The sequence below is a fragment of the Streptomyces sp. GbtcB7 genome (assembly GCF_019091445.1).
Lineage (GTDB): Bacteria > Actinomycetota > Actinomycetes > Streptomycetales > Streptomycetaceae > Streptomyces > Streptomyces mirabilis.
Window position 1 is genome coordinate 160875 of the sequence record NZ_JAGXJM010000013.1, and the last position, 24400, is coordinate 185274.

20 protein-coding genes and 1 riboswitch are annotated in these 24400 nt (G+C 70.0%); of the genes, 7 read left to right on the plus strand and 13 right to left on the minus strand.

Annotation, left to right across the window (positions count from 1 at the left end):
• Positions 1-130 precede the first annotated feature (130 nt).
• The 3 genes from KVT44_RS22455 to KVT44_RS22465 all read right to left on the minus strand — a co-directional run bounded on the left by KVT44_RS22455 (position 131) and on the right by KVT44_RS22465 (position 3844).
• Positions 131-820 carry a transglycosylase SLT domain-containing protein gene (locus KVT44_RS22455; protein WP_099921193.1) on the minus strand — a complete coding sequence of 230 codons (690 nt, stop codon included), beginning with the start codon at positions 818-820 and terminating at the stop codon, positions 131-133.
• Positions 821-824: 4 nt separating this feature from the next.
• Positions 825-985, minus strand: a riboswitch (cyclic di-AMP (ydaO/yuaA leader).
• Between the two features lie 272 nt (positions 986-1257).
• Positions 1258-1581, minus strand: coding sequence for a hypothetical protein (locus KVT44_RS22460; protein ID WP_217568276.1), 324 nt, complete (start codon positions 1579-1581; stop codon positions 1258-1260).
• Entirely contained in the window at positions 1565-3844 is a 2280-nt protein-coding gene (locus KVT44_RS22465; protein WP_217568277.1) for a CocE/NonD family hydrolase, read from the minus strand. Before KVT44_RS22465 ends, KVT44_RS22460 begins: the two co-directional genes overlap by 17 nt.
• 297 nt (positions 3845-4141) lie before the next feature.
• Between KVT44_RS22465 and KVT44_RS22470 the strand changes: the two genes are divergently transcribed.
• The 5 genes from KVT44_RS22470 (at position 4142) to KVT44_RS22490 (ending at position 9802) form a co-directional block, all read left to right on the plus strand.
• The gene (locus KVT44_RS22470) at positions 4142-5152 is read left to right on the plus strand and encodes a polyprenyl synthetase family protein (protein WP_095853161.1); all 1011 of its coding nucleotides are present in this window, start codon (positions 4142-4144) and stop codon (positions 5150-5152) included.
• 193 nt (positions 5153-5345) lie between these two features.
• Positions 5346-6377 carry a CHRD domain-containing protein gene (locus KVT44_RS22475; protein WP_217568278.1) on the plus strand — a complete coding sequence of 344 codons (1032 nt, stop codon included), beginning with the start codon at positions 5346-5348 and terminating at the stop codon, positions 6375-6377.
• 245 nt (positions 6378-6622) lie between these two features.
• Entirely contained in the window at positions 6623-7846 is a 1224-nt protein-coding gene (locus KVT44_RS22480; RefSeq protein ID WP_217568279.1) for a DUF2092 domain-containing protein, read from the plus strand.
• A 77-nt stretch (positions 7847-7923) separates the two neighbouring features.
• A complete protein-coding gene (locus tag KVT44_RS22485; RefSeq protein ID WP_180292903.1) occupies positions 7924-8919 on the plus strand; it encodes an ABC transporter ATP-binding protein in 996 nt (331 codons plus the stop codon).
• Complete coding sequence (locus KVT44_RS22490; RefSeq protein WP_217568280.1) at positions 8906-9802, plus strand: ABC transporter permease; 897 nt, start codon at positions 8906-8908, stop codon at positions 9800-9802. Before KVT44_RS22485 ends, KVT44_RS22490 begins: the two co-directional genes overlap by 14 nt.
• A 3-nt stretch (positions 9803-9805) precedes the next feature.
• On the opposite strand, the gene KVT44_RS22495 is transcribed toward KVT44_RS22490, so the two are convergent.
• Positions 9806-10456 carry a flavodoxin family protein gene (locus KVT44_RS22495; RefSeq protein WP_217568281.1) on the minus strand — a complete coding sequence of 217 codons (651 nt, stop codon included), beginning with the start codon at positions 10454-10456 and terminating at the stop codon, positions 9806-9808.
• A gap of 201 nt (positions 10457-10657) precedes the next feature.
• The gene (locus KVT44_RS22500) at positions 10658-11206 is read right to left on the minus strand and encodes a DUF6668 family protein (protein ID WP_217568282.1); all 549 of its coding nucleotides are present in this window, start codon (positions 11204-11206) and stop codon (positions 10658-10660) included.
• A gap of 170 nt (positions 11207-11376) precedes the next feature.
• Here KVT44_RS22500 and KVT44_RS22505 point away from each other — a divergent pair, with 170 nt between their 5' ends.
• Positions 11377-12558 carry a tetratricopeptide repeat protein gene (locus KVT44_RS22505; protein ID WP_217568283.1) on the plus strand — a complete coding sequence of 394 codons (1182 nt, stop codon included), beginning with the start codon at positions 11377-11379 and terminating at the stop codon, positions 12556-12558.
• Positions 12559-12645: 87 nt separating this feature from the next.
• On the opposite strand, the gene KVT44_RS22510 is transcribed toward KVT44_RS22505, so the two are convergent.
• The 3 genes from KVT44_RS22510 to KVT44_RS22520 form a co-directional block, all read right to left on the minus strand.
• Positions 12646-13593: a M28 family metallopeptidase gene (locus KVT44_RS22510; protein WP_217568284.1), complete on the minus strand. Its 948-nt coding sequence runs from the start codon at positions 13591-13593 to the stop codon at positions 12646-12648.
• A gap of 215 nt (positions 13594-13808) precedes the next feature.
• Positions 13809-14882, minus strand: coding sequence for an EamA family transporter RarD (rarD, locus tag KVT44_RS22515; RefSeq protein ID WP_308314076.1), 1074 nt, complete (start codon positions 14880-14882; stop codon positions 13809-13811).
• A 142-nt stretch (positions 14883-15024) separates the two neighbouring features.
• Positions 15025-15879: an SDR family oxidoreductase gene (locus tag KVT44_RS22520; protein ID WP_217568285.1), complete on the minus strand. Its 855-nt coding sequence runs from the start codon at positions 15877-15879 to the stop codon at positions 15025-15027.
• Between the two features lie 206 nt (positions 15880-16085).
• Here KVT44_RS22520 and KVT44_RS22525 point away from each other — a divergent pair, with 206 nt between their 5' ends.
• Complete coding sequence (locus tag KVT44_RS22525; protein WP_097285807.1) at positions 16086-16448, plus strand: helix-turn-helix domain-containing protein; 363 nt, start codon at positions 16086-16088, stop codon at positions 16446-16448.
• Between the two features lie 31 nt (positions 16449-16479).
• On the opposite strand, the gene KVT44_RS22530 is transcribed toward KVT44_RS22525, so the two are convergent.
• From KVT44_RS22530 to KVT44_RS22550, 5 genes are all read right to left on the minus strand, one after another.
• Entirely contained in the window at positions 16480-17559 is a 1080-nt protein-coding gene (locus KVT44_RS22530) for a 2-oxoacid:ferredoxin oxidoreductase subunit beta (RefSeq protein ID WP_075028568.1), read from the minus strand.
• A complete protein-coding gene (locus tag KVT44_RS22535; protein WP_217568287.1) occupies positions 17552-19483 on the minus strand; it encodes a 2-oxoacid:acceptor oxidoreductase subunit alpha in 1932 nt (643 codons plus the stop codon). The genes KVT44_RS22530 and KVT44_RS22535 overlap by 8 nt, the downstream gene beginning before the upstream one ends.
• Before the next feature lie 322 nt (positions 19484-19805).
• Positions 19806-20465, minus strand: coding sequence for a response regulator transcription factor (locus tag KVT44_RS22540; RefSeq protein WP_054232179.1), 660 nt, complete (start codon positions 20463-20465; stop codon positions 19806-19808).
• 759 nt (positions 20466-21224) lie between these two features.
• Entirely contained in the window at positions 21225-22580 is a 1356-nt protein-coding gene (locus tag KVT44_RS22545; RefSeq protein ID WP_217568288.1) for a sensor histidine kinase, read from the minus strand.
• Positions 22581-22905: 325 nt separating this feature from the next.
• On the minus strand, positions 22906-24207 hold the full coding sequence (locus KVT44_RS22550) for a sensor histidine kinase (protein WP_217568289.1): 1302 nt from the start codon (positions 24205-24207) through the stop codon (positions 22906-22908).
• Positions 24208-24400: the final 193 nt, after the last annotated feature.

Here is a 24400-nt window from a genome sequence, read left to right on the forward strand (position 1 = left end):
CGGATCGGTTCCGGGAGTCCGGAGAGCCCGGTGCGTCCCGGCAGCTCTCCGAGTCTCTCCGACCTCATCAACCGCATCAGCCCCGGCAGTCGTACCAGCCCTACCGGTCCAACCAGCCCCACCAGTCCTGTCAGTAGGGCCCGTTGACGTTGTCGATCGAGCCGTACTTCGCCGCCGCGTAGTTGCAGGCCGCCGTGATGTTCGCGACCGGGTCGTAGATGTTCATCGACGTGCCCGGCACGTGGTAGGCCTTGAACGTCGGGTCGATGACTTGGAGCAGGCCCTTGGAGGGGATGCCGGCCTTGGCGTTGGAGTCCCAGTTGTTGATGGCCAGGGGGTTTCCGGAGGACTCGCGCATGACATTGCGGTGGATGCCGTTGTAGGTGCCGGGGATCTTGGCGCGGGCCATGACGTCCAGCGAGTGCTTGATCCATCCGTCGAGGTTGTTCGCGTACGTCTTCGAGGTGGTGGGCGCCGTCTTCGCCTTGGTGGGGATTTGGACGGTTTTGGTGCCCACGGTCAGGGTGAGGCCCGGACGGAGCGTCGTCGGGTCGGGGCCTATGACCGCGCGGTTGGCGGCGTACAGCTTCGCCGCGCCGCCGCTCTTGGGGTACTTCTGCGCGATCTTGGCCAGGGTGTCGCCCGCGACCACCTTGTACGTGATGAGCTGGACATCGGTGGTGGTGGCCGTGGCGGCCTGCGCGCAGGTCGCGCCCACGAGCGGAAGGGCGAGTGCGACTCCGCCCATTCCCGCGGCGAGGATGCCCCGAGTGAGCATGCTGTGGATCTTGAAGCTGCGGTGCTTGCCTCGTGCGGACATGGCGAATTCCTCTCCGGCGCCTGCGAAGTGAGCTGTCGGGTTCGGGCGGGAGCTGCCCGGCCGCACGGTGTGTGCGACTTCACCCCTAGCCGTTCCGGTGTCCGGATCGGCGGCTTACCTGGGTCCCCCGCTCCTGCCGTGCGTGTGTGTGGGTGGCTGGGATATTCCGGTCGGCGGCAGGATTGGGCGGTCCGTCCGGATCGACGTGAACGTATGCGAGAGCACATGTCCGGAACAAGCCCTCATTTCCCGGTGTAGATCGCTTTCACCTGCGCAATATGAGGGCGAAAATGCCCGATTAATCCGGAACGTGACGCTCAACTTGCCTTATGCAAAGGGGGAGTCGTCAAGAGGGGATAAAGAGCCCACTCCGCATGGGAGTGACCCAATTCACGCGACCAAGCAGAAATAAAGCGGCACTGGCGGCAAAACGGACATCAGGCTTCGAGTGTCCAGGCCGGTGAGCCCGCGGGCGGAGCCGGGCGTACCTCCCACACGGACTGGTCCGTGTCGGGGTCGTCGTCGGGGAGCCGGCCGGTGTTGGGCTTGAAGTAGAGGCCGTAGGCCCAGTATTCGGGGAGTTCGTGGCACATCAGGTCCGGGTAGAGCCCGAACTCCTGCCCCGCGTAAGCCCTGTTGATCCTCGCCACCGCCTCGGCCCGGGGAATCCCGAAACGCGTGACCATCTCGTCGGCCATCTCGCGGAAGTACGCGAGCATCCCCTCGTCCAGGGCCATCAGGAACTCACCGGTCCGCGCCATGCTCCTCAGGGTTGCCCATGCCGCCGTCGGGCCTCCAGTCCGCCGTCCGGGGGATTCTTCTCTCCCACGTCCGATGGAAGACCACCTCGTTGCCGTCCTTGCAGATCAGCTCGTTCGAGGTGATGAACTCCCGGTCGTCGCAGCCGAGTTCGGAGCGTGTCTCGACCCGTGCGTCCCAGGGCAGCTCCGGGCGGTGCAGACGGATCGACCTCGTCGAGCGGGTACGGGCGGAGAGCGGGTCCCACTCGTCGATGGTGTACGTGTCCCGGGCGTCCTCCGTGCATTCGAGGCCGTCCGGGTGGACACGGGTGCCGTCCTGGCGGGGGTCGACCTCCAAACGCCACTCGCCCCTCGCCACGTCACGGGCGACCAGGCGTTCGGGGCGGGGCTCGTCAAGGGTGGCCGGGGACGTCACTCCCAGGGGTTCGGACTGCTCCGGCTCCTCGAAGGTGATCCTCGGGTCCGACTCCCTTGCTCGCACCGGAAGTTCGAGGGAACTGCCCGCCGGGTCCAGGATGAACCCCGCCGCCGAGCCCGGCTGGGGCCAGATCCACGGCCAGTAGGCGGAGGACAAGGAGAGCCGGATGCGGTGGCCGGACGGGAACGCGTAGCCGATGGCGGTCAGGTCGAAAACCACGTCCTCCGTAGAGCCCGGTTTCCAGGAGACCGCCTGGTTGGGGCCGTAGCGCGCTGACAGGTTCAGAGCACCCCGGGTCACCAGCGTCGAGGAACCGTCGGCAGCGACGTCGCACACCCGGGCGATCACCTGGCCCCAGGGGGAGTGGGACGTCAGACGGAGGCGGACCCTGGGGCGCCCCAGGATCCAGGTCTCCCCCGGGACCTCGAACTCGAAGCAGGCCGACCTCGCGTCCTCCTCCCGCTGGTTCGGCGGCAGGTCCGCGTCGTTCCCGACGGGGCGGAAGCGGCCCGCGTCCACGCCCGTGTGCTGAGGGGAGCGCACCAGCACCGGTGCGCCCCGCAGCGCGTACGCGATCGGGGTCACGGAGGGGGAGGGCCAGGCGGTGTCGCCCACCCAGCGGCCGGGGAGGGACGGGTACGTCGTCGCCGGGGGGTGTGCGGCCATGACGTAGGAGCGCAGGAGGGGCTGCGCCATGACGTCACGGTCGTTCACGCCGGGGTCCGGATCGTCGTTCACCTCGGGGTCCGGATCGTCGTTCACGCCGGGCCCTGGTTCGTCGTTCACGCCAGGGTCCGGATCGGCGGTCGCGCCGGGGCCCGGATTTTTGATCACACCGAGGTCGGGACTGAACACACCGAGGTCGGGATGGCCGATCGCGTCGGGGTCGGGCTCGGGCTCGGGGTCGGGCTCGGGGACGCTCGTAGCGGTCGGCCTGAGCCAGTGGTCCCACCACCCCAGCGTCTCCTGGAGGAAGCCGATCGCCGGGCCCGGCGGCAGGCCCCGGTCCGGGTACTGGTGGCACCAGGGGCCGATCAGGCCGCGCACGCGCTCGGCGGGAAGGCTCTCGACCAGCCGCGGCACCGTGTCGCGGGACGGGTCGTGCCAGCCGCCCACCGCGAGCACGGCGGCCCGGATCCCTCCGTATCCCCCGTCCTCGCGCACACCGGCGTGGCGCCAGTACGCGTCCCGGGTCGGGTGGGACAGCCACGTATGGATGAACGGCTCCACCGTCTCCAGGCGCTTCACCCACATGTCGCGCCACATCACCTGGCCCACGTGCGCCGGATCCGGCGGACGGGCGACGTCGGCGAGCGCCGTGGCCGCCCGGGCGTGCGTCTCGACGGCGAGGACGGAACCTCCCATGCGGTGCCCGTCGTTGTCATAGGGATCGTCGGTCGCGCAGACCGTGACGATCGCCTTGAGCGGTTCGGGCGCGAGGGCCGCGATCCGGAGGGAGGTGAAGCCGCCCCGGGAGATGCCGAACATGCCCACCGCGCCGCTGCACCAGGGCCGGTCCGCCAGCCAGTGGATCACTTCCACCCCGTCGGCCCGCTCGCTCTCCCCGTACGGGTCCGCCGGCGCGCCCTCCGAGTTGCCGAAACCGCGGGCATCCACCCGGACGGACGCGTAGCCGTGGCCCGCGTACCAGGGGTGGCGCTGCCAGTCGCGTGGCGCGGTCCGGTCGGTGAGCCGGTCCGGGAGATATTCGAGGAGCGCGGGGACGGGCGCGTCGGTCAGCGGGCGCCACGCGCGCGCGTGCAGGCGGGTGCCGTCTGGGAGAGGGATCCACAGATCCTCGCGAGTCGTCTCGTGCGAGAAGGACGTACGGATGTGCATGCTCATCACGGTGTCCTGGGTGATGCGTCCAATATCGGGTCATATCGACTGATCAAGAACATACCGCCCGTGATCCCGTACCGCCCGGGTGTGGGACTGTCTGCCGCTCGGGGGACATCGGGTGGCGGGGGAGAGGGAAGTCGGGAGGAAGTCGGCAGTGGGGACGGTGGGCGCTCGTGGTGATCGAAACGTGACCGGATACGCTGACTTGAGTGATGGCAGCGACACATCGACAAACCGTGTCATCGACCGAATGATCGACCGAGTTCGCCATGTGATCGTCAGCAGACAGGAGAACCTCTCGTGACCGTCGTCGGGCCGTTCGGGCTGAGCGTGCGGGACCAGGCTCTCGAAGCCGATGTCCAGGCCGGATTGACGGCTGTGGAGGAGGGCTTGCTCGAAGTCACCAAGAGCGAGGTCCCCTTCATCACAGAGGCCGCGCAGCACCTGCTGCGCGCCGGCGGGAAGCGGTTCCGTCCGCTGCTCGTGATGCTCGCCGCGCAGTTCGGTGACCCCTACGCGCCGGGTGTCGTGCCCTCGGCCGTGGTCGTCGAACTGACCCATCTCGCCACCCTGTACCACGACGACGTGATGGACGAGGCCGACGCACGGCGCGGCGTGCCCAGCGCGAACACCCGCTGGGGCAACTCGGTCGCCGTGCTCACCGGCGACTTTCTCTTCGCGCGCGCGTCCCACACCCTGGCCGACCTCGGGCCCGAGGCCGTCCGTATCCAGGCCGAGGCGTTCGAGCGGCTCGTCACCGGACAGATCCTGGAGACGGCGGGGCCGCGCGACGGGCGCGACCCGGTCGACCACTACCTCGACGTGCTCAGCGGCAAGACCGGCTCGCTGGTCGCCGTGGCGTGCCGGTTCGGCGCGATGATGTCGGGCGCCGACGAGACGGTCGTGGACGTGCTGACGCAGTACGGGGAGCGGCTGGGCGTCGCCTTCCAGCTCGCGGACGATGTGCTGGACATCGCCTCCGACTCGCACGAGTCCGGGAAGACGCCCGGTACGGACCTGCGCGAGGGCATCGCCACGCTGCCGGTGCTGCGGCTGCGTGAGCGGGCGGAGCGGCTCGGTCTCGCCGAGGACATCGCGCTGTGCGAGCTGCTCGACTCCGACCTCACGGACGACGACCGGCACGCGGAGGCGCTGGCCCTGTTGCGGGCGCATCCCGCGCTGGAGCAGGCCCGCCGTGACACCGTGCGGTACGCGGAGGAGGCCCGCGCGGCGCTCGTTCCGCTCCCCGAGTGCGATGCGAAGGCGGCGCTCATGGAGCTGGTGGACGCGGTGGTGCACCGGGCCGGATAGGTGCCCGGAGCGAGCCACTGACGTACGCCCTCCCCGGATCTCGGCGTACGCCCTTCCTGGTGCAGACGTGGGCCCTCCTCGCTGTGATGCACGTCACATTGTTGGATTGAGTCCAGGGTAGGAATCGGTCCGTACTCCCGTACAGAAGCTGACGCAGGGGGCGTCGGCTGCATTACGGGGAGAAAAAAGAATCATGGAATCGAACGCCACGTTCAATGCCATGTCGGACAAGCGCCGCAAGGGCCTGGTCATGGCCGGTGTCGCGGTGGCAGCCGCGGCCGGTGTCGCCGCCGCCGTCATTCCGGCGGTCGCGGCCGGCGGCAGCCACCGCAGTGACCACGGCGGCATGAGCCACTCGGCGCAAGGCGACCAGACCATCGTCGCGCAGAGCGGAGTCGTCGGCGGCAGCGGCGGCACCATCCTCGCCACCAGCCTCCGTGGCGCCAACGAGGTGCCCGTCCAGGGCGGCCCCGCCGTCGGCGACAAGGACGGCGCGGCGCTGGAGTTCATCAAGGTCAAGGGGGACAAGGTGTCCGTCGCCGTGACCTGGCGCGGCACCGGCAGGCCGACCATGCTCCACATCCACCAGGGCGCCAAGGGCACCAACGGCGGCGTCAAGATCGACTTCACCGAGCTGCTCGGCAGGATCAAGGGCCACCACGTGGTCGGCACCGTGAAGGTGAAGGATGCCGCCCTGCTGGAGCGGTTGAAGAACGACCCGGGGGCGTTCTACGCCAATCTGCACACCGCCCAGTTCCCGGGTGGAGCCGTCCGCGGCCAGCTCCACAAGGTCACCGGCTCCTTCGACTTCCGTGACGCCCTCGGCAACTTCCAGGCGTCCGTGGTCAAGGGCAAGCAGATCTACGAGTGCAAGCCCGCCGAGGGCGGTGGCTACGCCTTCGCTCAGCGTGACGTCGCGGCGCTGCTCGGTGGCGACATCGTGCACACGTTCGTGAAGCCCAACTCCGGTACACCGCAGTGGGTCGCGCCCGACCGCAGCGCGGTCACCGGAGCGGTGATCTCCAAGACTCCGAACGGCGAGAAGAACATCGCCGAGCTGGACCTCAAGGCCACCCGGTCCGGCAAGCACCGCGGTCTGCTGGCCGACACGCAGGAGATCCTGCGGCTCAACACGGTGGGCGGCGTCGCCCCGGCCGGCTCCTGCTCGCCGGGCGCGATCGTGGGCGTGCCCTACCAGGCGGACTACGTGTTCGTGCAGCGCTGACGGGTACCGGGGCTCTGTGAGGCTCAGGCGGTGGTTTCCCCAACCCCTACGGGTCGGGGGAGCCACCGCCTCCTCACGTCATACCGCAGGACTACGTGGAGTTGAGTCCGGGGTCTGACGCTTCTCGTCGGCCGATTTGGTCAGATTGAGAACACCACTCCTCACCGGTTCGGGTGAGAATGGCGGCTATAGGGGTGGAGTAGTGAGGACGGTAGGCCGCCGCCGACGACGGAGGTAAGGCACACATGGCACCGTACGAATCCGACAGGACCGCCGGGGCGGAAGGGCTGCCCGACGAGGCCGACGACGTCCGCGCAGGCCGGCGCAAGGCGGCTCGTTACGTCGTTCCGGTCGCAGTGGTGGGGGTGGCGGCCGCGACCATCGGGCTCGTCCCGGCGCTCGCCGACTCCGGCGACCCCAGCCTGCCGAAGATCACCGCAGAGCAGCTCATCGAGAAGATCGCCAAGTCGGACGTCCAGCAGCTGTCCGGCACGGTCAAGGTCAGCACCGATCTTGGACTGCCCAGCCTGGGCGGCCTGGAGAGCGGCATGCTGTCCGGCGCCACCAGGGGGTCCGGCGGCTCCTCCGCCGACCCGCAGTCCAAGCTCATGGAGCTGGCCTCCGGCACGCACACGGTGCGCGTCGCGGCCGACGGCCCGGACAAGGCCAAGGTCTCCGTCCTGGAGAACGCCGCCGAGTACAGCATCATCCACAACGGCAACGACGTGTGGGCGTACGACAGCAAGTCGAACGAGGTGTACCACTCGACGGCCCCCGCAGCCGAAAAGGGCCAGGAGAAGGCGCCGAAGGACGTCCCGACGACGCCCAAGGAGCTCGCCGACGAGGCCCTGAAGTCGGTCGACGACACGACCTCCGTGACGGTCGACGGTACGGCGCAGGTCGCGGGCCGTGACGCCTACAAGCTGCTCATCAAGCCGAAGCAGTCCGGTTCCAGGGTCGGTGCGATCACCGTCGCGGTGGACGCGAAGACCGGGGTGCCGCTGAAGTTCACGCTGGTGCCGACGAGTGGCGGCGCGGCCGTCGTGGACGCCGGGTTCACCCAGGTCGCCTTCGCCAAGCCGGCCGCCTCGACCTTCGACTTCACCCCGCCGAAGGGTGCGAAGGTCACCGAGGGCAAGGACTCCAAGGACTCCAAGGCCCCGGAGTCCGCTCCGAGCCGCGGTGACCTCGGCAAGGGGCTCGACGGTCTGAAGACCATCGGCAAGGGCTGGAGCACCATCGCGGAGTTCGACACGGGCGGCCAGGGCATGCCCTCCGGCTCGTCGTCCGAGGGCGGCAACGTCTCCGGGTTCCTGAACTCCCTCGGTGACCACGTCAAGGGCAAGTTCGGCTCGGGCACGGTCTTCTCGACCCGCCTGGTCAACGCGCTGATCACGGACGACGGCAAGGTGTACGCCGGTGCGGTCACCAAGGACGCGCTGGTCAAGGCGGCCAACGCGGCCCACTGAGTACCGTACGTGCGGAACTGACGTGCGGAACTGACGTGCGGAACTGACGTACGGACGAAGCCGAAACGAGGGAGCCCATGGAGGAGCGGTCCGACGAGGGTACGGACCCGCCTGTGGCGGGCACCGCCGGCGCGTCAGACGAGGGCACGGTGATCGCCACCCGCGCGCTCACCAAGCGCTTCCGTGGCGGACAGCTCGCCGTGGACGGTCTCGATCTGACCGTCCCGGCGGGCAGCGTCTTCGGCTTCCTCGGACCCAACGGCTCGGGCAAGACCACCACCATCCGCATGCTGATGGGCCTGATCGAGCCGACCTCGGGCACGGCGCGTGTGCTGGGGCAGCCCATGCCCCGCGCCACCCGCGCCGTGCTCCCGCACGTGGGCGCCCTCATCGAGGGCCCCGCGCTGTACGGCTTCCTCTCCGGCCGCGACAACCTCCTCCGGTACGACGCCGCCGACCCGACCGCCGACCCGCGCACCCGGCGTACCCGCGTCGAGGCCGCCCTCGACCGGGTCGGACTCACCGCGGCCGCGGGCAAGAAGGCGAAGGCTTACTCGCTCGGCATGAAGCAGCGGCTCGGGCTCGCGGCCGCGCTGCTCCAGCCCCGCCGCCTGCTCGTCCTGGACGAGCCGACCAACGGCCTCGACCCGCAGGGCATGCGCGAGATCCGTTCCCTCGTGAGGGAGCTGGCCTCGGACGGCACGACCGTCTTCCTCTCCTCACACCTGCTCGACGAGATCGAGCAGGTGTGCACGCACGCCGCCGTGATGGCACAGGGGCGGCTGATCACGCAGGGCCCGGTGGCGGAGCTCGCGGCGGGGGCGCGGGGGCGGCTGGTCGTGACCACCCCGGACCCGGGGGATGCGGCGCGCGTACTGAAGGAACAGGGAGTCGCGGATCTCGTCGTGACGGAGACGGGCGTGAGTGCCGAACCTCCGGACCGCGAACTCGCCGAACTGAACGCCGCGTTGGTCACGGCGGGCGTCCGCGTCCGTGGCTTCGGCGTCGAACGGGCCTCGCTGGAGGACGCGTTCGTGGCGCTGACGGGGGAGGGGTTCGATGTCGCGGGCTGAGGCCGAGGCGGTACGCGTCCAGGACACGGCCGTAGGGAAACCGAACCCCCTGTGGACCTTCGGACTCTTCCGCAGCGAGCTCCTCACCACCTTCCGGCGCTGGCGGACCATCGCGCTGCTCGCCGTGCTCGCGGCCGTGCCGATCCTCATCGGCATCGCGATCAAGATAGAGACGCGCGACGGCTCGACGGCGGGCGGTGGTGGCGGCGAAGGACCGGCGTTCATCTCGCAGATCACCAACAACGGCCTGTTCCTGGTGTTCACGGCGCTCGCCGCGACCCTCCCCTTCTTCCTGCCGATGGCCATCGGCGTCATCGCGGGCGACGCGATCGCGGGCGAGGCGAACGCGGGGACGCTGCGCTACCTGCTGGTCGCGCCCGCCGGCCGTACCCGCCTGCTGCTCACCAAGTACGCGACCACCATGACGTTCTGCCTGGTCGCGACCCTGGTGGTGGCGCTCTCGGCGCTCACGGTCGGCGCGCTGCTCTTCCCCCTGGGCGAGCTGACGACGATCTCCGGGACCCGGATCAGCTTCACCGAGGGGCTCGGACGTGCGTTCCTCATCGCGTTGGTCGTCGCCGCGTCACTGATCGGCGTCGCGGCCCTCGGCCTGTTCGTCTCGACGCTGACCAACAGCGGCATCGCGGCGATGGCGACGACGGTCGGCCTTCTCATCACCATCCAGATCCTCGACCAGATCCCCCAGCTCCACGCCCTCCAGCCGTACTTCTTCTCCCACTACTGGCTGTCCTTCGCCGACCTCATGCGCGACCCGGTGTACTGGGACGACCTGGTCCGCGATCTCGGACTCCAGGGCCTGTACGCGGCGGTGTTCGGCTCGGCGGCGTGGGCGCGGTTCGCGGCGAAGGACATCACCGCGTAGCCGCTAGCGCGCGGCTGCCATGCCCCGCGTGTCGCGCCTGGTCCGGGCGCCCTGCGTGTCGTCGGTGTCGTGCGTCTCGTAGGGGTAGCGGGCGAGCGGCGCCTCCCGTGTGAAGAACGTCTTCGCATGCGCCAGCGCGGCCGTGTCCTTCAGTACGTCACCGGGCTTGCTGCCGTTGCCGAGCAGGACCCCGCCGAAACGCATGCCCAGGTACGCGGCCGAGTGGTGGAGAGTGCCGATCAGCGGGTCGGCGACCTCTTCCTCCTCGTGCGCCAGCGCGGTCACGCCCCAGAGGACGCGCCCCGCCATCCTGGCCTTGAAGTCGACGTCGGGCGTGCGCAGCCAGCCCGACCAGTAGTCCAGGTAGCGCTTGGTGAGGCCGGACACCGAGTACCAGTACAGCGGCGAGGCGATCACGATGTCGGTGGCCGCCAGGGTGGCGTCGAGCAGCAGCGCCGGATTGCTCCCGGCGGCCGGGCGTACGTGGTCGCTGTCGCGCCGCAGGTCCACGAAGTCGGGCAGCGGGTGCTCGGCGAGGCTCAGCCAGCGCTGCTCGACATCCGCGGGCAACTGTTCGGCTGCCCGGCGGGCCAGCAGCTCGGTGTTGCCGTCAGGGCGGCTGCTGCCCAGCAGGAACAGGAAGTGACGGCTCATGGGTCCCCCAGGGTGCGTGCGCAACGGGTCGTGGAACGCCACGACCCGCAAGTGCAACTACATGCGTGCACAATATATGCATACGCATGTGACGTCCATGTCGGGAGACAGGGATGGCGGATGCCGGACGCGGACTGTCGGCTTCCGGCTTCCGGGGTTCTGCCGGGGTTCCGTCGGGGTTCCGTCGGGGTTCTGTCGGGGTCAGGGCAGGCGCGTGGCGCCCGTCAGGCGGGCCAGCGCAGCCGTCTCGCGGGGCGGCGCCGAGGTGAGGTCACCGATGCGCCACGCCGGGATCCACGGCACCTGATACACGTCGATCATCGAATCGATCACCTTGACACGCTGGGCGAGTGGGCGGGGCAGCCGTCCGGGCGCGTCCGCGACCAGCACCACGGCGTCGAGGTCGAGCCCCGGGGGTGCCTCGCCCCGGCGGAACGTGTCCAGGGTGTGCGAGACGGCGTCCAGTCCCGCCGCGTGCGTACGCCCGACGAGGAGCACCGACCCCGGTTCTCCCTGGTCGGGCCGGGGCCAGTTCCGCCCGGCGTCATGGCCGCCGAAGACCGCGGCGAGCGTGGTGGTGCCGGCCCCGCCGTGCGTCGCGACCCAGGCGAACCGCCGTGGGCCGACGGCGAGGCGTTCGGGTTCGTCCCCGCCGGGTTCGGGCCACCGAGTGGGTTCCACCGTGTCGGCGACCGGCCCGCGGAGCCAGATCTCGGGCCCCTCCGCCCCCTGCCGCCTGCTCACCTGCATCACTTGACCACTCTCCTCGGTCGTTGTCGGCGTTGTCGGCCACTCTTACGAGGCTGTGACGCCGTAGTGACGCATGCAGCGGTGGTGAGCCGAGAGACTTGACTGTATGCACCTGACGGGATCTTGAGGCAAGGTCGACGCATGGAAGTACGACCCGAGTGAGGGAAGCGATGTCTCGACTCAGCCGCGAACAGAAGCGGGAATCCAAGCGGCAGCGCTCGGCGGTCGGCCCCGGTACCGGCCCGCTGGAGGTGTGGGTCACCGCGCCCGCGGGGGAAAGCGGGGGCGGTGTCACGGTCGGCGGTGTGCCGGTCGTCGTCGTGACCGGCGAGACCGTCCAGGCCGCCGTCCTGAACCACCTCCACCGACTCGCCCTCGCCGCCGGTCACTCCGTCCTCGCGACCATCCACGACGAACGGATCGGCTTCGTCGTACCGCTGGAGGTGTACGGGGACGGGTCGAGCCGGTACACGGGCGAGCCGGTACGGGTGGGGCCGCCGGCCGAGGTGCCCGAGGTGCCGGCAACCCCTCCCGCGATGCCTCCGACCCCTCCCGCGATGCCTGCGGCCCCACCCGCGGCGCCGCGGGTGCCGGTGGCGGAGCCTCAGCCCCTGCCCGGGGCCGCGGCGACGCATGTGCTGCGGGCGCTGCCGGAGCCGACGCGGGACGCCGCCCCCGGCGTCGCGGTGGCTCCGACGGGCGAGTTCGGCCCGCCGCCGCCCGTGGGACCGACTCCTGAGCGTCCGGCCCCCGCGATGGAGGCCATGTCCGTCATGGACCCCGAGCCGGAGCCGGATCCGAAGCCCACTCCCGCGCGCGGCTTCGACGCCGTCGCCGAGTCCGTGCTGGCACCGGTTCAGGAGACGGAGGGCGCGGCGTTCCTCGTGGAGCCCGTGGCGCGGATCAACGAGGCCGTGAAGATGGGCCGGATCGAAGAGGCCACGGGGATGGCGGAGCGGGTGGGCGCGGACGCGTCGCGGTCGCTGGGCCCCGAGCACCCGGAGGTGCTGCGGCTGCGCGAGCTGAGCTCGTACATCGCCTATCTGGCCGGTGACCCGCTCCGGGCGTTCCACCTGTCCCTCGACCTCGCCCGCGTCCGCAGGCGGCACCAGGACCCCGAGGCCGCGTACGGCAACGTACAGAGCGCCGCCGCGGCCTGGCGCGCCGTGCGCGACCCCGTGCAGGGGCTGAACCTGGGGCAGGACCTCATCACGCTGTGGACCGAGCTCGTGGCCGACGGCGGCCCCGCCGCCGACGACCTCGAACAGCTCGAGTCGGCCCGCACCCGCATGACCCGCCTCACGGAGCGGGCCCGGGCCCGTTCCCTGGCGGACAACCCGTACACCCCCTAGGAGGGCGGGGAGGACGAGGAGCCCCAGTGGGCCCCAGGAGCCCCCAGTGGGCCCTAGGAGCCCAGGAGCCCTAGGAGGACAGGAGCCCTAGGAGGACAGCGTCCACACGGCGTACGCCAGCGCGTCCGCGTTCCGGTTCAGCGCCGTGTCGTCGATGTTGGACGCCGTGTCGCAGGAGGCGTGGTAGCAGCGGTCGAAGGCCTGGCCGGAGGTGCCGCCCCACTTGGCGGCCTGGGCGGCCGTCTTGATGTAGTCGGCGCCGCTGAAGAGACCGCCGACCGGGATGCCCACGTTCTTGAAGGGGGAGTGGTCCGAGCGGCCGTCGCCCTCGGTCTCCGGCTCCGTGGCGATGCCGACGCCCGCGAAGTAGTCCTTGAAGGTCTTCTCGATCGTGGGGTCGTCGTCGTAGACGAAGTAGCCGGGGTTCGGTGAGCCGATCATGTCGAAGTTCAGGTAGTCGCTGATCTTCGCCCGGTTCGCGGAGGACAGGCTGTTCACGTAGTACTTCGAGCCGACCATCCCCAGCTCCTCCGCGCCCCACCAGGCGAACCGCAGGTGCTTGGTGGGCTGGTACTGGGCCCGGGAGACGGCGAGCGCGGTCTCCAGGATCGCGGCGGACCCGGATCCGTTGTCGTTGATGCCGGGTCCCGCGGTCACGCTGTCGAGGTGGGAGCCCGCCATGACGACCTGGTTGGCGTCGCCGCCGGGCCAGTCGGCGATCAGGTTGTACCCGGTGCGGCCGGAGGACGTGAACTGCTGGAGGGTCGTGGTGAATCCGGCCGCGTCCAGTTTCGCCTTCGCATAGTCGATGGAGGCCTTGTAGCCGGTGCGGCCGTGTGCGCGGTTGCCGCCGTTGGCGGTGGCGATGGACTGCAGCTGTGCGAGATGGGCCTTGACGTTGGCCACGGGGATGTCGGGTGCGGCTGCCGCGGCGGTGGGGGCCGGCGCCGCGCCGGTTATCGCGCCGGTGGTGAGGAGCGTGACGGCCGCGACGACGACGGCGCCGGTGGCACGCCCGGGAACGGAGAGCTTCATGTGGGGGGCTCCGGATTCCTTGTGGGAATGAGGTGCCTGATGGTGTTTCTGAGGCTGACGTTCCGTCAAGAGCGCAATCCGGTCAGGGTGGTTCGCATAGCGAACCCGGGCCGCCGGGGTGGGAAGGCCGGGCGGCCGTGGAGGGCGACGGTGGCCTCGGCCGGCAGGGTACCGAGGCCCAGAAGTCGTTCGCCGAGCGCGCTGTCGCTGCTCACCTACGACTTGGCGTCCACGGCGGTGGCACCCCGCACGCCGGCGACGGCACCCGCGACCGCCCCGGCCCTGAGCGCCCGAGCCGCCCGTCGCGCGGTCCGCAGCGCGTCGAAGGTGAGCAGCGACAGCGCGAGCCAGACCAGCGCGAACCCGGCCCACCGCTCCGGCGGCATGGCCTCGTGGAAGTAGAGGATGCCGAGCAGGAACTGGAACACCGGGGCGAGGTACTGCAACAGCCCCAGCGTGGACAACGGCACCCGTATCGCGGCCGCGCCGAAGCACACCAGCGGAAGTGCGGTCACCACGCCCGTCGCCGCGAGCAGTGTCGCGTGCCCCGCGCCCTCCGTGCCGAAGGTCGCGCCCCCGCTCGAACCCAGCCACAGCAGATAGGCGAGCGCGGGCAGGAACTGGATCGCCGTCTCGGCGGCGAGCGACTCGATCCCGCCGAGGTTGACCTTCTTCTTCACCAGCCCGTAGGTGGCGAAGGAGAAGGCGAGGGTGAGGGAGATCCACGGCGGCCGGCCGTACCCGATGGTGAGGACGAGCACCGCGGAGAAGCCGACACCGACCGCCGTCCACTGCAGGGGACGCAGTCGTTCCTTCAGCAGCAGGACGCCCATGGCGATGGTGACGAGCGGGTTGATGAAGTAGCCGAGGGACGCCTCGACGACGTGCTCGCTGTTCACGGCCCAGATGTAGACGCCCCAGTTGACCGTGATCACGGCCGCCGCGACGCTGATCAGCGCCAGCTTGCGCGGCTGTCGCAGCAGCTCGCCGAGCCAGGCCCAGCGCCGCATCACCAGCAGGGCGACGCCGACCACGGCGAGGGACCACACCATCCGGTGGGCGAGGATCTCGAGGGCCCCGGCCGGCTTCAGCAGCGGCCAGAAGAGGGGAACGAGCCCCCACATGCCGTACGCGGCGAAGCCGTTCAACAGCCCGACGCGCTGCTCGGCCTTGGATGTCCGGGGACCCGTCGAGCCGACAGGGCCACTGGAACCCGCGGAGCCGACGGGGTCACTGGAGCCCGCGGAGCCGGTCGCACCCATCGAATTCTTCGCCTGCTGCACGGCCACCGGCCCTCCCTCTCGCACAGCTGCTCCCGTGCAGCCTCCAAGAAGGTAGCGCCGGGCACCCCCGCCTGTCATGCCCGTATCGCTATACGGTCATGACAGGCGGGGGTGGGGAGGGCGACGGTGCCAGGGCCCCGAGGGGGAGTCAGCCCTTCAGTGCCGCCGCGATCGACTCGGCGACCGGCGTGGTCGGGCGGCCGGTCAGCCGGGACAGGTCACCGCTGGTGCCCGCGAGCTCGCCCTTCTCGATGGACGCGTCGACGCCCGCGAGGATCGCGGCGAGGGGGCCGGGCAGTCCGGCGCCGGTCAGGATGCCGGTGAGCGCCTCGACGGTGACGGCGTTGTAGACGATCTCCTTGCCGGACCGCTCGGCCACCAGGGCGGCGTACTCGGCGAAGCTCCACGCGGTGTCGCCGCTCAGCTCGTACGTCTTGTTCTCGTGGCCCTCGCTGGTCAGTACGGCCACGGCGGCGGCCGCGTAGTCGGCGCGGGCGGCGGAGGCGACCTTGCCGTCGCCGGCGGCCTGGGTGACGGCGCCGTACTCGAGGACCGGGGCGAGGTTCTCGGTGTAGTTCTCGTTGTACCAGCCGTTGCGCAGCAGGGCGTAGGGCACACCCGACGCCAGGATCGCCTTCTCGGTGCCCTTGTGGTCGTCGGCGAGGGCGGCGGTGAGGGTGCCCGGCGCGCTGGTGTACGCGAAGAGCGCGACCCCGGCGGCCTTGGCGGCGTCCAGGACGACCTGGTGCTGGGCCACGCGGCCCTTGTCGAACTCGTTGCCGGAGATGAGCAGCACCTTGTCGCCGGCGGCGAAGAGGGTCCCGAAGGTCTCGGGCTCGTTGTAGTTGGCGACCGCGATCTTCACGCCGCGGGCCGCGAAGCCGGCGGCCTTCTCCGTGTCGCGGACGACGGCGGTGATCTGGTCGGCCGGAACCTTCTCCAGCAGTCCCTCGATGACGTGGCGGCCGAGGTGTCCGGTGGCTCCGGTGACGACGATGCTCATGACTTGGCTCCTTGTGGGGTGGGTCTGTCACTAACCCTAGGAGGTGCGCTAACTCTGCGAAAGTACCCACTTTGAAGTAAGGTACTGGCATGGGAGTAAGTGCAGAGGTATCCACCGACACCCCGGCCGCGTCCAAGCCTGCGGCCGTCTCCGAGCGTGCGGCCGTCTCCAAGGCGGCCGTCTCCAAGTACGACACGGGCGAGGCGATGTGCCCGTACCGCCTCGTCCTGGAGCACGTCACCAGCCGCTGGGGTGTGCTCGTACTGATCGAGCTCCTCGACCGCCCCTACCGCTTCAGCGAGCTGCGCCGGGCGATCGGCCGGGTCAGCGAGAAGATGCTCACCCAGACCCTCCAGACCCTGGAGCGCGACGGTCTTGTCCACCGTGACGCGAAGCCCGTGATCCCGCCCCGCGTCGACTACTCGCTCACCGAACTGGGCCGCGAGGCCGCCGAGCAGGTGCGCGCGCTGGCCGTCTGGACCAAGGACCGGATGGACGACGTGGAGAAGTCCCGCCACGCGTACGACGAGGCCCGGGTGTCAGCCACCCGGGCCCCTGGAACTTCCTGAGCGCCTCGAACGCCTCGAACGGTCGGCTCGCTCAGCCGACGACCGTCCAGGTGTCCCCGCCCGCGAGGAGCGTGGCGAGATCGCCCTTGCCGTTCTGTTCGATGGCCGTGTCGAGCTGGTCGGCCATCTGGGTGTCGTAGACCGGCCGCTCCACGGAGCGCAGGACGCCGATCGGGGTGTGGTGCAGGGTGTCCGGGTCGGCCAGCCGGGAGAGCGCGAAGGCCGTGGTCGGGGACGCGGAGTGGGCGTCGTGGACCAGGACCTGTGCCTCGTTCTCCGGGGTGACGGTGACGACCTTCAGGTCACCGGTCAGCTGATCCCGTACGACACCCTTGGCGCGGTCCGCGCCGAAGCGGATCTGCTGCCCGTGTTCGAGCCGGATCACCGCCTCCTCGGCCTGCTGCTTGTCCTTGAGGGCCTCGAAGGCGCCGTCGTTGAAGATGTTGCAGTTCTGGTAGATCTCCACCAGCGCCGTGCCCGGGTGGGCGGCGGCCTGCCGCAGCACGTCGGTGAGGTGCTTGCGGTCGGAGTCCACGGTCCGGGCCACGAAGGACGCCTCCGCGCCGATGGCCAGGGACACCGGGTTGAAGGGCGCGTCCAGCGAGCCCATCGGCGTCGACTTGGTGATCTTGCCGACCTCGGAGGTGGGCGAGTACTGCCCCTTGGTGAGGCCGTAGATCCGGTTGTTGAACAAAAGGATCTTCAGGTTCACGTTGCGGCGCAGCGCGTGGATCAGGTGGTTGCCGCCGATGGAGAGGGCGTCCCCGTCACCGGTCACCACCCACACGCTCAGGTCCCGCCTGCTGGAGGCGAGGCCCGTCGCGATGGCGGGCGCGCGGCCGTGGATGGAGTGCATGCCGTACGTGTTCATGTAGTACGGGAAGCGGGACGAGCAGCCGATGCCCGACACGAAGACGATGTTCTCCTTGGCGAGACCGAGCTCGGGCATGAAGCCCTGTACGGCGGCCAGCACCGCGTAGTCACCGCAACCGGGGCACCAGCGCACTTCCTGATCGGACTTGAAGTCCTTCATGGACTGCCTGGCCTCGGCCTTGGGCACCAGAGTGAGGGCCTCGATCGTGTCCGCGCTTCCTGTGGTCGTCTCAGCCATCGATGGCCTCCTTGAGCGCCGTGGCGAGCTGTTCGGCCTTGAACGGCATGCCGTTGACCTGGTTGTAGGAATGCGCGTCGACCAGGTACTTCGCCCGGACGAGCGTGGCGAGCTGGCCGAGGTTCATCTCGGGGATCACCACCTTCTCGTAACGCCCCAGCACCGCTCCGAGATTCCGCGGGAAGGGGTTGAGGTGGCGCAGATGGGCCTGCGCGATGTTCTCCCCGGCCGCCCGCAGCCGCCGTACCGCCGCGGTGATGGGTCCGTACGTCGAACCCCAGCCCAGAACCAGGGTGTCGGCCTCGCCGGAGGGGTCGTCGACCTCGATGTCCGGGACGTCGATGCCGTCGATCTTCGCCTGGCGGGTGCGGACCATGAAGTCGTGGTTGGCGGGGTCGTAGGAGATGTTGCCCGTGCCGTCCTGCTTCTCGATGCCGCCGATGCGGTGCTCGAGTCCCGGTGTGCCCGGGATCGCCCACGGGCGGGCCAGGGTCCCCGGGTCGCGCTTGTACGGCCAGAACACCTCGGTGCCGTCGTCCAGGGTGTGGTTCGGACCCTGTGCGAACTGCACCCGCAGGTCCGGAAGTTCGTCGACCTCCGGGATCCGCCACGGCTCGGAGCCGTTGGCCAGGTAGCCGTCGGAGAGGAGGAGGACGGGGGTGCGGTAGGTGAGGGCGATCCGGGCCGCCTCCAGGGCGGCGTCGAAGCAGTCGGTCGGCGTGCACGGGGCGACCACCGGGACCGGGGCCTCTCCGTTGCGCCCGTACATCGCCTGGAGCAGGTCCGCCTGCTCCGTCTTCGTCGGCAGCCCCGTGGAAGGCCCGCCACGCTGGATGTCGATGACCAGCAGTGGCAGTTCGAGGGAGACCGCGAGCCCGATGGTCTCCGACTTCAGCGCCACGCCCGGCCCGGAGGTCGTGGTGACGGCGAGGGAGCCGCCGAAGGCCGCGCCCAGGGCCGCGCCGATGCCCGCGATCTCGTCCTCGGCCTGGAAGGTCCGCACGCCGAAGTTCTTGTGCCGGCTCAGCTCGTGCAGGATGTCGGAGGCCGGGGTGATCGGGTAGGAGCCCAGGTAGAGGGGCAGGTCCGCCTGTTTGGAGGCGGCGATCAGGCCGTACGACAGGGCCAGGTTTCCGGAGATGTTGCGGTAGGTGCCGGTCGGGAAGGTCTTGGTGGCCGGGGCGACCTCGTAGGAGACCGCGAAGTCCTCGGTCGTCTCGCCGAAGTTCCAGCCCGCCCGGAAGGCGGCGATGTTGGCGGCGGCGATCTCGGGCTTCTTCGCGAACTTGTTCCGCAGGAACTTCTCGGTGCCCTCGGTGGGCCGGTGGTACATCCAGGACAGCAGGCCCAGCGCGAACATGTTCTTGCTGCGCTCCGCCTCCTTGCGGGACAGCTCGAACTCCTTGAGCGCCTCGACCGTCATCGTCGTCAGCGGGACCGGATGGACGGCGTACCCGTCCAGTGAACCGTCCTCCAGCGGGCTGGCCGCGTAACCGACCTTCGCCATCGCCCGCTTCGTGAACTCGTCCGTGTTGACGATGATCTCCGCGCCGCGCGGCACATCACCGATGTTCGCCTTGAGCGCCGCCGGATTCATGGCCACCAGCACATTCGGCGCGTCACCGGGCGTGAGGATGTCATGGTCCGCGAAATGCAGCTGAAATGAAGAAACGCCCGGCAGGGTGCCTGCGGGCGCTCGGATTTCGGCGGGGAAGTTCGGCAGCGTCGAAAGATCATTGCCGAAGGACGCCGTCTCGGAGGTGAAGCGGTCGCCGGTGAGTTGCATTCCATCACCGGAGTCACCCGCGAACCGGATGATCACCCGGTCGAGCCGGCGTGTTTCCTTTGCCCCCGCCGGTTTGCGCTGTTCTCCTACGACGGCTTCGTCGGCCTGCTCCGCTGGGCTACTGACCTGGCTGGTCACTGAACTGGACCTCCTTCGAGGCGGCTGTCTGGGAGCGGCCTTCCCGCAGGCCTTCCCGGGATCAACCCTACGTCTGTAAGGGTCGCCTTCCCTCGGCCGTTCGCATGATGGACACCATTTTGAGATGGTTCGACGCCCTGACTTGTCATGACTTACTCGCCCCCGACGCTGCTCTGGAAGACGCTTCTACCTCATCCTTTGGTTCTCGTGCCGGTCTCGCGCCGCTCTGGTGCCGTGTCGGGCCCCCGGTCCTTCGAGGCGATTCCGTTCGGCCGACCCAGTGCGTTCGGCTGCCCCAGGGTCAGTCCCTAGTGTCAGTCCCTCAGGAGTTCAGATAGGTGAGGACCGCGAGAACACGCCGATGATCGCCGTCGCTCGGGGAAAGCCCGAGTTTCAGGAAGATATTGCTGACGTGTTTCTCGACAGCTCCGTCACTCACCACGAGCTGCCGCGCGATCGCCGAGTTGGTGCGTCCCTCAGCCATAAGTCCTAGGACCTCCCGCTCCCGCGGGGTGAGCCCGGCCAGTACGTCCTGCTTACGACTGCGTCCGAGCAGTTGCGCGACCACTTCCGGGTCCAGAGCGGTACCCCCCTGGGCCACCCGCACCACCGCGTCCACGAACTCGCGCACCTCCGCGACGCGGTCCTTGAGCAGGTAGCCGACGCCACGGCTCGAACCGGCCAGCAGTTCGGTGGCGTAGCGCTCCTCCACGTACTGCGACAGCACCAGCACCCCCACCCCCGGGTGCTGCTTGCGCAGCTGCACGGCCGCCTTCACGCCCTCGTCGGTGTGCGTCGGCGGCATCCGTACGTCGGCGACCACGACGTCCGGCAGCGAGTCCTGGGCCGCCAGGTCGGTGATGGTCTTGATCAGCGCGTCGCCGTCTCCGACACCGGCCACGACGTCGTGCCCGCGGTCGGTCAACAACCGGGTCAGGCCCTCCCTGAGCAGCACTGAATCCTCGGCGATGACCACCCGCACCCTGTCCTCCACGATTCTCGGCCCCCCACACCATTCCCCGACCCACGTCGGCCGCGTCCCCGCCCATACCTCAGCCCACAGCATCCCAGCATTCGGACCCACCTGCCCCCGAGCAAGGGGAATCAAGGGAAATCAGGGGGAGGGGGAAGGGGGAATACGGGGGGCGCACTTTTGGCTCCGGGGTGGGGTTTAGGGGGTGGGGATGGGGGTGGGGATTTCGGGCTGGCGGTGGGAAGCAGGGGGCAGGGGGCGGGGTCCGTGGGGGAGGGTTCTTGGTGGGGGCGGAGCCCTGCGGGGGCAGGGGGTACGCGCGTGGTGGGGTGCGGGGTCGGTGCTCCGTCGGGGTTGGGGGCGGAGCCCTGTCGGGGTCGGGGCCGAGCCCTGCGGGGGACTGGGGGTCATGTGCGTGGTGGGGGGCGGGGGCCGAGCCCCGTCGGGGTTGGGGGCGGAACCCTGTCGAGTTGGGGAGCCGAGCCCGGTCGGGTTTGGGGCATCGCCCCGGTGGGGGGCGGGGGCCGAGCCCCGAGGGGCCAGAGGTGACGCCTGTGGTGGGGGCAGGGGCCGAGCCCCGTGGAGGTCAGAGGTGACGCCTGTGGTGGGGTGCGGGGCAGCTGGACCGCGGGGGCCAGGGGCAGCGCCCGTGATGGGGCGCAGGGGCGGAGCCCCGCCGGGGGGCCGGGGGCGGAGCCCCCGGGGATGGGACGGGTAGGGGCGGCGGGGGCGAGAAACACCCCACCCCACCCCACCCCACGCCCCAGCTCACCCCCGCCAGGGCAACTCCGCAGTAATCCGACTGGGCCCACCCACAGGAGAGTCCACCACCAGAACCCCGTCCACCGCATCGAGCCGCTCCGCCAGCCCCGCAAGCCCGGACCCACCGGAAACATCGGCCCCACCCACACCATCGTCGACAACCTGAAGCATCAACCGGTTCTCGACCCGCCACACATCGACCGTGGCCCGCGTCGCCCGCGCATGCTTACTGATGTTCTGCAGCAGCTCGGAGACGGTGAAGTACGCGATCCCCTCGATCGCCGGCGCCGGCCGAGCGGGAAGATCCACATCCACCTGCACCGGCACGGTGCACCGCGAGGCCACGGAAGACAGCGCCGCATCCAGCCCACGATCGGTCAGCACGGCCGGATGAATCCCCCGCGCCAGATCCCGCAGCTCCTGCAACGCCGTCTTCACCTCACCGTGCGCCTCGTCCACCATCCGCGCCGCGGCCTGCGGATCCTCGGTGAGCTTCTCCTTGGCAAGCCCGAGCCCCATCGCGAGATTGACGAGCCGAGCCTGCGCCCCGTCGTGCAGATCCCGCTCGATGCGCCGCAGGTCCGCCGCGGCCGTGTCGACCACGACCCCCCGGTCCGACTCCAGCTCGACCACCCGGCTCGCCAGCCGCGACGGCCCGAGCAGCCCCGCCACCATCACCCGGTCCACCATGGTCAACGCCCGCACGATCCACGGCGTGGCCATCGTGATCAGCAGCCCCAGCAGCGCGGTGACGGTGATCTCGAAGGGGTTGTCCAGGTAGATGCGGTGCATGCCGTCGCCGTAGAGCTGGAGGCCGCCCTGCCCGCCGTACACCGGGAAGAGCCAGAACCACAGCGGATACGTCAGCATCGCCCAGCCGTACGACCAGAAGCTCAGCGCCACCACGAACGAGAACACCGACCACGGGAACTGCACCACCGAGTACAGCAGATGCCGCCACGCCGAACCGTTCTTCAGGATCGCCCCCATCCATGCCAGCGCCCCCTGCTTGCGCACCCGCAGGGGCTCCGGCGCGGCCACCTCGATCCCGAGCAACCCGCGCGCCCGCGCCCGCTCCAGCGCGCCGAACCCGCGGACGCCGGCGAGGGCCGCAGCGAGCACCGGGATCCCCAGGAAGGTGATCAGCAGACCCATGCCGAGCGAGAACATCGTGACGGCGAACGTGAACATGAGGATGCCGACCGGCAGGCCCGACATCACGTAACCGAACTCGCGCCAGCTGCGCGCCTCGATCGGCGCCCGCAGCGGTGTCGGGAGACGGTGCCGCCGCTCCTCGGCACCCGCCTCGTGGAATCCGGGCCCGCTCGGGTACCCGTACCCCTGTCCGTACTCCGTCGCCATCGGTCTTGTCCGTTCTGCTCGTCCTGCTCGTCGGTTCGTACCCCCACCCTGCTGTTCTCGGCCCTTGCCGACCATGGAGCGGGTCGGCGTCTTGGGACGGGGGTTTTCCCTACCTCGGAGCCGGACGGAAGCCGCATGCCGACGGCCCCCGCCAAGGCGGACCCATCAAGACGGACCCATCAAGACGGACCCATCAAGACGGACGCACCAAGGCCGACCCGTCGAGGCAGACACGCACAGGTCACCCCGTAGGCCGGCCCCGTCAGCCCCGTCAGCCCCGTCAGCCCCGTCAGCCCCGCCCGTCCTGCCCGCCCTGCCCGTCCTGTCAGCCCCGCCCGTCCCCCCGGTCCCGCCAAGGCAGCTCCGCCGTGATGGTGGTCGGGCCGCCGGGCGGTGAGTCGATGACGAACAGTCCGTCCACCGCGCCCAGCCGGTCCGCGAGCCCCGCCATCCCCGTACCGCCGTCGAGGGCGGCCCCACCGCGCCCGTCGTCCTGGACCTGGATGAGCAGCCGCTCGTCCGTCCGCCACACGTCGACGGACGCGGAGCGCGCCCCGCTGTGCTTGCTGACGTTCTGCAACAGCTCGGACACGGTGAAGTAGGCGATGCCCTCGATGGCGGCGGCCGGTCTCGTCGGGAGGTCGGCCGTCACCTTCACCGGCACCGTGCAGCGCGAGGCGACCGACGACAGCGCCGCGTCGAGGCCCCGGTCGGTGAGGACCGCGGGATGGATACCGCGGGCCAGATCGCGCAGCTCCTGCAGGGCCAGTTTCACCTCGCCGTGCGCCTCGTCGACCATGGCCGCGACGGTCTCGTCGGCCTGACCCTCGAGGATCTTCTCCTTGGCAAGCCCGAGCCCCATCGCGAGGTTGACGAGCCGCGCCTGCGCCCCGTCGTGCAGGTCCCGTTCGATGCGCCGCAGGTCCGCCGCGGCCGTGTCGACCACGACCCCCCGGTCCGACTCCAGCTCGGCGATGCGCCGCTCCAACTCGTCCGAGGGCGACAGCAGCCCGCGCACCATGGCCCGGTCCACGTTCGTCAGCCCCCGCGCGAGGAACGGCAGCACCGGCCACAGCAGGAACAACGACGTCAGCGTGACCGTGAACGTGACGATGCCCCACGGCAGCCGGATGAAGTCGTACAGCACCGTCCGCCAGGCCACCGAGTCCCGCAGGCTCGACCACAACCAGGGGAAGAAGCCCGTCCCGCGCACCGGCATCGGGCTCGGCTCGTCGATCCGCACGCCGAGCAGCTTGCGTGCCCGCGCCCGCTCCATCCGGCCCAGCAGCCGCCCGCCCCGCAGCCCGCCCGCGAGCAGCGGCAGCCCGATCACCGTCACGGCCAGCCCCGCGCCCGTGGAGACGAGCGTCACGACGTACACGAAGCCGAAGATCGAGACCGGCAGATTGGCGAGGAGGTGCGCGATCTCCTTCCACGTCTGCCGGCCGAGCGCGAAGCGTGGGGGAGGCAGCCGATCGCTGTCGATCGACTCGTCCGGTACATCTTGTACATCTTGTACATCTTGTGCATCTGATACATCCGGTATACCCGGTATATCCGGGGCTTGCGGCGTGTCCGACGGGCCGTGGGGGCCGAGGTGGCCGACAGGGATGATGCGTTCGGTCATATTCGCTAGCCTGCCCGGCGGCGGGCCGCCGCGCCATGAGGTCGACCGCCACGATCCACTGGGGAAAACCCCACCCTTGAGGTGAAAGCGAAGGCCGCCGCACGGTGTACCTGGATGTGCTCGCGAGGTGAAATGGGAAGTGACCGCGAGGTGCGGACGGGAACCCGGTGACATGTGAGCCGGGCGAGTGCGC